The sequence below is a fragment of the Nostoc sp. 'Peltigera membranacea cyanobiont' 232 genome, from assembly GCF_002245985.1.
In the GTDB taxonomy this organism is placed as follows: domain Bacteria; phylum Cyanobacteriota; class Cyanobacteriia; order Cyanobacteriales; family Nostocaceae; genus Nostoc.
This window is the reverse complement of the sequence record NZ_NOLK01000383.1, coordinates 1-1,382: the sequence shown is the minus strand read 5'-3', so window position 1 is coordinate 1,382 and position 1,382 is coordinate 1. Positions and strand designations below refer to the sequence as shown.

Here is a 1,382-nt window from a genome sequence, read left to right as displayed (position 1 = left end):
CAGGGTTAGCGCATCTCAAACTCTATTGACAGTTGGATTCTAGCAGAGAGTTAAGTTTGAGAAAGCCGCCGTCAAAACGGAAAGCATATACTGATCATTCATAGCGGCTCGCCGAGACTTTTGGCGAATACTGCGGCGGAAAGAAGATTCTCGTTCTAAGGCATTGAGAGCAATGCGACGGAGCAAAGCAAAATTCTGTGGACTATGCAGAGAACGAATCCGACATTCATCCTCACCAAATGTGACATCCAATGTCCAATGAAGAGAATTTTCAATTCCCCAATGGTGTCGAATTGCACTACCAATCTTGTTAGCATCACTCTTGAGACTAGTCATGTAAAATTGAACTTCTTGGGTAGTTTTATTCCAATGCTGAATTGAACGTACTACCATCACTACTGTTGTCAGTCCTGCCCACAAGTCCTGTTCATGGAGTACAGGAAGTTGTGATACTGACACAGTGTACACTTGACGATTTTCGATGCGGTGATGCCCTTTCTCTACTCGTTGACTAATACTCACATCAAGACCAAAAAATCCTTGTGCAAGGCTATCTTCAAACCAATTCTTCACTTGTTGGTGCAGTGTCGGATGATTATCTTTGAGGCTCAAAATGTAATCAGCATTTGCAGCGATGATTTTTTGGGCAATGGATTTCTGAGTGCCCATCGCATCAATGGTGATGATGCAACCAGATATGTCTAGTATTTCTAACAGTGCTGGAATCGCGGTGATTTCATTGGATTTGGCATTGACCTTCGTTTGTCCCAAGACTAAACGGTGTTCACTTGACCAAGCACTAACAGTGTGTAAGGCTTTTAGCTTTGATTCTCGGTCATAGGAGCCTCTATGAGTTTTGCCATCTATGGCTACTACTTCTACTCCCAATTTCTCAACCAATGATTGAACCCACTGCCGAAAACATTGCTCAAATTCTTTGGGATTAATTTTCTCGAACACTCTTCTAAACGTATCTGGACTGGGTATTCCGAATGGTAGTTCTAGAAACGTTTTCAACCACTCCTGTTTATTGAGTCCATACTCCTCAATATCTTCCCAACCTTGCGCGCCTGCTATTACTGCCAAAATCGCTATGGTGATGATATCTGTGAGTAAATGATATCTCGTTCTTTCCACTCTGGGGTCTTTCACTTCTGTGAAATATTCCTGAAACCTACTGGTAATGTCAAAGCTATCTACGCTGGCTGCAAAAGATGTTTTAGTTTTACGCTTCTTCTTCTCAAATCCTGTTGACATTACTTTGATATGGCAGTTCGATGAATTAAATCTTACCCTACCTCAGATGGTGTCACTTTGTTTTCCACCTTATCGCTGATCAGGTAAGTCCTCTTGTCAATAGGTTTTGAGACGCGCTAACCCTG

1 protein-coding gene is annotated in these 1,382 nt (G+C 42.2%); it reads right to left on the bottom strand.

Annotated elements, in window-relative coordinates; all coding sequences use genetic code 11:
* Positions 1-39: 39 nt before the first annotated feature.
* Positions 40-1,257 carry an ISAs1 family transposase gene (locus CDG79_RS40495; RefSeq protein WP_094347041.1) on the bottom strand — a complete coding sequence of 406 codons (1,218 nt, stop codon included), beginning with the start codon at positions 1,255-1,257 and terminating at the stop codon, positions 40-42.
* Positions 1,258-1,382 lie beyond the last annotated feature (125 nt).